We start from the raw sequence: 7259 nt of genomic DNA on the forward strand, positions 1-7259 counted from the left end.
AGCTTGTATGTTATCAAAATAAGTTGATAAGCTCCCTTGTAAATGTTCGATGGATATTGGTTGAGTCCGATTATTCTGCTTCTGGGATTTTTGGGTTGGCGAAACAGGAGCAAATCCTTTTTTCATTGACTTTTTCTCACCAGTCATGACGAATGATTAAGAAACATTATATAACCACTAATCACTAATGCCAACTCGTATATATTGCCCTTTTTGTCAAGTACAATTTATACCAAATTAGATGAGCTTACCCTGTCTTTCTTACCAGTCGAGACACTCGTTGTCGAATAGTACAGTTGAAGCGCTCGATCTAGTTAGTAAAACCACTATCTTTATCTACGCTTTGATGACGTTTGCTCGGCAATACAGAATCATAAGCACTCCAATGGTCGGTATAAATTACTGCCGATTGACGGTACACTGGTGGCATTGAATTCCATAGATATTGAGCCGATAATGCGCTACGAGCTCCAATATGTACACCAACAATTTCCCTAGTCTGGGCATCCAATGCCAGCCAGACCCACTGCTGATTTCCTTTACTATCAACGAATGACCATAACTCATCCATCTGAACATTCAAGCGCTTTTTTTCTTTGGGAGTCACTTCCACTTGCTTCTTAACAGCAGTCGCTTGGCTATTAACGTATCGCTGCACTGTATCTTCTGACATTTGAAGTACCCGAGCAATTCCTGCCTGAGAAATACGTTCAAGTAGCATCCGTGACCTTAACTCTTTTTGTTCTTCTGTAATAGGCTTCCCAGCAGGATTTAAAACAAATTGACGACTACATTCTCGACATTTAAAACTTTGTTTGCCATGCCGAGTTTTACCGTTCCGACTAACTTCTTTTGAGCCACAATTAGGACAATGGGGAATCTCTACTGTCAGCTCACACTATGGTAAACAATTCTCTGTAATAGTAACTTGCTCGCTCCTTTCCTTTAGGGGACTACCTAAAATAGCCTCAATTTGATTTTCTATTTCCTGAAGTTCCCGACGTTTGTCAGCCAGCCAAACCTTTTCGGCGTCGCATTCTGCTTGATTTTGGCGATCGCGCATTTCCTGCTGTTCCAATAAATTTTCCCACAGCGACATTGCTTGTGCGATCGCACCGCTACTCGTCTCAACTCTTTCTTCAAAGACTGCAATAATTCTTTCGTGTATCTTATCAAAAATAGACTGCGAAGATTCACCAAATTTCTCAAAGCCTAATTCACGAACTTTTTCCTTAATCTGGTTATGAATTCCATCAACATCTAGCATTCCCAATCCAAATGTGCCACCCCCACCAGCAGCTAAGCCACCCAAAATAACTGGAATAATACCAAGTCCTGCGAAAAACAGCAATCCCGCCGCTACTAATCCACCCAGGCCTAAACCGCCCAGAAAACCTCCAGGACCTCCAATATCGGGATTGATTGATGAAGCGATACCGCTTCCACCGATGCCAATTCCACCCAGATTTTTTCCTATTCCTAAGTTATTGAATTGAGTAACAAGGCTAGTGCTAAGTCGCCGATCGAACTCTTGAAACTCTTGTCGGATTGCATAAAACTCTTCTTTAAATTTGAAGTCTAAAGTTTCTATTTTTTGTTTCAATATAAACTGCAACTTTTGGTCGCTCCAGACATCAATTTCTTGTGTTAATTCCAACACAAATTGATAGGCATAATCTCGAATTAACTTGTCTTGGCTCCAAATATGCGAATGCTTAGAAGTCCATTTATTACTTTTTGTAGCGAGGCGACCTGGCAATATTTTCACCCATTCATTCCAAGATTCAGTAGCTTCTTTTACAGATTCCTCCCTCAGTTTATTAGCTAAATTTCTCATCTTAACATCGCGGCCGCTTGCTTCCGCCATTTGTTCAAAAATCTTCGCCTTATCTCCTTGAGAAATTGTCAATTTTCCTGCTAAAATTTCCCTATATTGACTCAATTCATCGCACCCAGTATTAATAATTTGCTTAATTCCGGCGGCTGATTGCTGAAGTGCGATCGCCCCCCGTTCAACAGTCAGAAATTTCTCAATCGAATCAGTAAAACCCTGAAAAGATTTTTGATAATCATCATTTTCATTTCCTTCTAAAATCGCCTTCAATGCAGATTGAGCAGAAATAAAATGAATCCTGTTTTCAGCAACAATCAAATTTTGACTCTTAACAATCGTTTCTACCCTTTTTCGTACCTGCTGGCGACTCTCTTCCCGCCGCAGCAAATCGAAAAAATTAACTACCATAAAAATATTACCCGCGCCTTCGTTATTGCCATAATTGAGTTCTTTTTTCAAGTACAAAAGCAGTTCCCGCTCTTTCTCCGTTAAAGCATTTTGAGCATGAGTTAAGAAAATAACCGCATCAGTTGTTTTGAGAACCTGTTGGGTGACTAATGTGCGTTCGGCTTGTTCGTTCAACCCAGGAGAATCAATAATTTCTACCCCATTGCGGCACAACTCTAAGTCGGGATGTTCAAAAACGATTTCGGCAATTTCCGACTTGGCAATTTCTTCATCGGCATAAGAACCATAAGCGGCTTCTTCCGAAATCGAAGCTTTCTCTTGATATTGTGCAGGTGGAATTTCTTCCTCTCGTCCATTTTTGTAGCGACAAATAACCCGGCGCTGCGAACCATATTTCAAAATAGTCACATTACCGCTACAGGGAATATCCCGCACTGGTTGGATTTCCTCACCGAGTAAAGCATTGAGTAAGGTTGATTTGCCTTTACTAAACTCGCCGACAACAGCAACGCGAAAACATGGAGATTGCAATCTCTGAGATACTTTGGTTATTTCTTCGGCTAAATTAGGAGAGAGCACGTTGCGATCGCTTTTATCTCGCAGGGTTAAACCTAGTTTGCCACAAACAGCGTTAAGTTGTTGCCGATACTCCTGAAACTTTTTTAACTCCTGATAGGAAGAAACTGAATGTTTGCGATTTGTTTGCTGTTTGGGTTTGGCTGGTAAATGTTGGAGAATGTGACTAGCAGCACGGACAAACAAAGAATCGAGAGATTGAAATCCTGCTGGATCGAGTAACGAGTGAACTTCTGCTAAAGCTGCTGTATCCCTTATTGCCTGACTGCTAAAACTCGCTTCCAAAACAGTCAAATATCGCCCAGCGATTCCGAGTCTGTTGGCGATGTTTTGCAAATACTCTTTTGCTCGTTCCTCTATTGTCCCATCTGCCGCCGACATCTGATACCCAAAACTAATCAGCAGCAGTTTTTCCTCCTCAGAAAAACACGCAGTCAGCGCCAACAACACCGTCACTTTATTGTAAACTTGCCGGTCTCGCACGCCCTTAACCATCAGCATTACCAATTGGCGCAAACTGTTGTTCGCGGGGATGAGTTCCGTAAAAGTTGTCCGCAATCGCTGCGTTTCCTCAGCGCTAACCGTACCGTCGGCATGGATGACTCCCAACAACACCGTCACCAGCCCCGCCAAGAAAAGCACGGGCGGAGTAATATCCTCTTGGCGTAGTTTTTGCCCGGTCAGCCGCGAAACAAGCTCAACTGTTTGGGAACTAATTAGCGAAGTGTCCATTTGCAGGGCTCACTGATAATTTTTTTTTATTTAATGTATCATAATATATTAGTTATTCTGTGGTTTGCTACCAGGGTAAAAATTGATGATGAACTTTGTATTTCCTGCAGCGGTACAGGCTGCGATCGAGGCTGGCAAGTACGCACAAGTGTTTACATCGACTGGAGTGCCGATCGGCATGGCGAGAGATGCAGCGACGGGACAGTTTGCGGCCCATGCTGTCGGTGCGGCCCTCAACAACAGCCCGCTATCGCCCTTAGTGTCTCCCGTGCAGCTTGTTATGGGCGGCTTGCAGATGCAGCAAATGCACATGGGTTTTCAAACCCTCCAAGCCAGTTTGGGCGTGCTGCAAGCGACAACAGCCGTCATTGGTGTGGGAGTTGCGGCTGGGGTAGCTTTGTCTGCGGTGAATTTGCACCAGACTTTGAAACTAAAAAAAGCAGTAGAAAGGCTGGAAGTTAAAGTAGAAAATGGTTTCATCAATTTAGAACAACTTGTGAAAGGCCAAGGCGCCCAAATTAAGCAATTAATTTCCGAAGTGGTTGCAGATATAAAATTTGAGAATCATCGTTTAGTTTTAGTGCGGGCTTACGGGTTATTCAATCAAGCAATTCAACGGATGCGATCGGCTTTGCAACTGCAAGATATCAACCGCCGCAATGCTGAAATTGATGCGGCGCGCGGGATGTTGTTTGAAGCTTTAGCCGATTACAGAAACCCGCATTTGTTGGCAGAAACCTGTGCGGCGGGACAGTTGCGTCGGTTAGAGTGCAGTTGGGCGATCGAGCAAAGTATTATCGGCACGTATCAGGTGCAGAATGAATTTGGTGCTGCGGGCGATCGCATTTCTCAACTGCAACAACAAATCCGTCAAGATGGCTTAACAGTAATTGCCGACTGCGACTCAGACGATGAACTAGATTTTCTCTTCCCAGAAATCACCCGAATTCACAATCACGATTTAGCTGCTTTAGACATTTGGCTTCATCAGATAGACTGGATAAAATCTTTGCCAGAAAGTGAATTAAAACAGTTACAGAGTGCTGATTTTAGTAAATCAAACTCGGCTGTTATTGGGGATAAAAATTCAGCCGCAATAGCTTTAGGAATCCCAGACGAACAGTTATTTTATGAAAATTTGAGGCCCAAGTCTCATTTTTATGCGCTTCGCACTCAACTGGAATTAATGCTCGATCGGCAGCGACGTGAAGAGTATGAAGGTTATATCATTGAGCAAGGGGAAAATGCGGGTCATAAAAGTTTAGTATTGTCGAACTTGGAGAAAGCCTCAGATTTGGCTGTTGCTAATTTATATTACTATTTCAGAATCCGGGATGAATCGGAAGAGGAATTAGAATTAGCGAACACCCCGTAGGTTGGGTAGAACGAAGTGAACCCTACGCAACGCTAGAGTCCAATGCAAAGCAATCATTAACATTGGGTTTCGTTCGTCAATATAACCTGTGGTTCCTAATACCCCAGAAAAAACTTTGAATCTATAAACACGGAGCGATCGCAAAATGGATAAATTGGTTGGAAAAGCTGCTGCATTGGGATTACCCGCAATCATTCTGCTAATTGTAATGGCAACTACAGGCTTAACAGGTGGGGCTGCAATTACAGCAGCTTTAGCATTGTTAGGTGTCCCACTCGCCGCTGTGGGTGGTCCAGCAGGTATGTTAGGCGGAATCGCACTGCTTGGAATCATCGGTTTAGCTACAGAAACATTGTCTAAGTATGGTCTTGAAGCAGTGCTAATCGGGATTTACAGACAGCGCCTTCAAAACGGAGAATTAAAATCGCGTCTGTGCGGAGAAATTCGTAATTTACCTATCTCTGGGGACATGAAACGCAAACTTGACGAAGAGTTGGGTCGTTAATAGATAGGTAGAATTAGGCTTGGTAAACCCTCTCTTGCTAAATAGGAACAGCATTGACGCACCAAGCTCTATCTGTGGGAAATGCCACCTTACCGCTACAGGGAGAAGTTACAAAAATGCGATCGCTCAACCAAAACAGAGGGAACCATTGATTAAGTTTATTGGTCAAGTCGAACTGCGTAACCATCGCCGAGTCTACTACCAAAATGATTCTTACCGAGTAGAGCAAATCAATCCAACGAGAGAACAAGTGACTTACTCTTACGACATTCCTGACAAAGCTGTGGACTATCTATACAACCAACTAAATGGTTGTATAGTTACACCAGAAGAGGCTTCTACTGTTCTAAAGCCAGTCGCTAAAAACTTGAACCTCCCTTTTACCTGCGGTCATAAACTTGACTACTACGCTCAGGAAGTATTAGTGGTACTTGTGGCATTAGGTAAAGCAAGTTTAAGTAAAGAAGGTCGAAGATACTTCTACACCATTGCCTAATTGTTAATTCCAAATCCTTGTATTCTAATATTTTTGAATAAGGCAACAGGAAGCAACATCTAAAACAAATACTGTAGGAACCCTGTCATTTTTAGTACAACAATAATCAAATAAAATGAAGTCTAAATCAGTTACGCTAATCAGCGGTCTTCCCGGTCAATTAGTCGGTGCAGTTCCACTCCGAACCAGCGGTACAGGAACTATTAAAATAGTTGGAGACACCTTACAAGGAAATTTTACTTCATTTTTTGGCTTAGAAATCAAAGAAATTGTCATTCCCATTCAAAATGTCAAAGCAGTTGAAATTGGGGAAGGCTGTACTTGGTGGCTGCTCGGACTCGGAATTTTAACCATCGGTTTCTTCTTCATTGGTATTATCTTCATTGTGTTAGCTTTTGTTGTAAAACAGCGTTATATAGTTATTTACACGAGTAGAAATAATCTCATTCTGTTTTGTACAAAAAATGATAAACTCAACCAGTTTCGGAACGAACTTATAGAAGCTTGTCATCCTAAACCGAGCTATATTCCCCGACCCTCTCAGTCTCCACCTGCACCACCTTCTTTAGCCAAAGTGATTGACACTTAGTTAAATTTAAGAGGGCGAGCTCTATTTCTACCAAAGTGCGATCGCACTTATTTTATTTAGATACAAAAGTGCGGCTCTTCTCTTGAGGAAAGCACAAAGCGCGGTTGGAACAAAAAAGTTAGGGACATACAATTTAAGGAGTAAAAATCTAATGCAACTAATTTTGGCAGAATTTTGTGGACGCTGGGGCTGTTCTTGGTGGGAGAACATTATCACCATCATCTTGGTTAGTCTGAAGGGTAAGGGTGCTGTACTATTGGTGGGATTATTGCTGATACCGATATTTTTGGTGGTGCTAATATTGCTAGTAGCCTCGATACCAGCTTTTGAATTTATTGCTAGTTTTGGGAAAAACAAACAAGAACTCCAAAACCCAAACAATTCTCAGCAACAAGACCAAAGTATTTTATCAGCAGGAGCTAAGTTTGTCGGTTGTAGAGGAGCTAAATATTTGGGTCGTAAATTGAGAAAAGTAAACAAACATGAAGATGTGAACAATCTAGATTAGTCTCACTAGATTAGTCTCAGCAAAGAGATAAACATAACAACAACCCAGATCGGTATCCTTTCTCTATTTTTTGTTTAATCATCTCAAAAACAAAGCCCCAATCTGGAATTCAGAAAGAGGCTTTGATTATTATGAATAAAATCCCAGGCATCGAGCTATTTTCTCAGGCAGTGACCCACCAAATATCTTCGCCACCGCAGCGTTTAACAACCGAGTTCGGGATGGAATCGGAGTGG

7 protein-coding genes are annotated in these 7259 nt (G+C 42.1%); 5 read left to right on the forward strand and 2 right to left on the reverse strand.

The window, feature by feature from the left end:
* Window positions 1-310: 310 nt before the first annotated feature.
* Entirely contained in the window at window positions 311-892 is a 582-nt protein-coding gene (locus tag IQ270_RS26280; RefSeq protein ID WP_193976115.1) for an IS1 family transposase, read from the reverse strand.
* A 6-nt stretch (window positions 893-898) separates the two neighbouring features.
* Window positions 899-3550 carry a dynamin family protein gene (locus tag IQ270_RS26285; protein WP_193976110.1) on the reverse strand — a complete coding sequence of 884 codons (2652 nt, stop codon included), beginning with the start codon at window positions 3548-3550 and terminating at the stop codon, window positions 899-901.
* Window positions 3551-3635: 85 nt separating this feature from the next.
* Between IQ270_RS26285 and IQ270_RS26290 the strand changes: the two genes are divergently transcribed.
* The 5 genes from IQ270_RS26290 (at window position 3636) to IQ270_RS26310 (ending at window position 7023) form a co-directional block, all read left to right on the forward strand.
* Window positions 3636-4925, forward strand: a complete 1290-nt coding sequence (locus IQ270_RS26290) for a hypothetical protein (RefSeq protein WP_228056718.1) — start codon at window positions 3636-3638, stop codon at window positions 4923-4925.
* Between the two features lie 145 nt (window positions 4926-5070).
* Window positions 5071-5430, forward strand: coding sequence for a hypothetical protein (locus tag IQ270_RS26295; RefSeq protein WP_193976111.1), 360 nt, complete (start codon window positions 5071-5073; stop codon window positions 5428-5430).
* Between the two features lie 19 nt (window positions 5431-5449).
* Window positions 5450-5926 carry a hypothetical protein gene (locus tag IQ270_RS26300; RefSeq protein WP_193976112.1) on the forward strand — a complete coding sequence of 159 codons (477 nt, stop codon included), beginning with the start codon at window positions 5450-5452 and terminating at the stop codon, window positions 5924-5926.
* A gap of 115 nt (window positions 5927-6041) precedes the next feature.
* Complete coding sequence (locus IQ270_RS26305) at window positions 6042-6515, forward strand: hypothetical protein (protein ID WP_193976113.1); 474 nt, start codon at window positions 6042-6044, stop codon at window positions 6513-6515.
* Between the two features lie 151 nt (window positions 6516-6666).
* On the forward strand, window positions 6667-7023 hold the full coding sequence (locus IQ270_RS26310; RefSeq protein WP_193976114.1) for a hypothetical protein: 357 nt from the start codon (window positions 6667-6669) through the stop codon (window positions 7021-7023).
* Window positions 7024-7259: the final 236 nt, after the last annotated feature.

It is taken from the genome of Microcoleus sp. LEGE 07076, from assembly GCF_015207455.1.
GTDB lineage: Bacteria > Cyanobacteriota > Cyanobacteriia > Cyanobacteriales > Microcoleaceae > Microcoleus.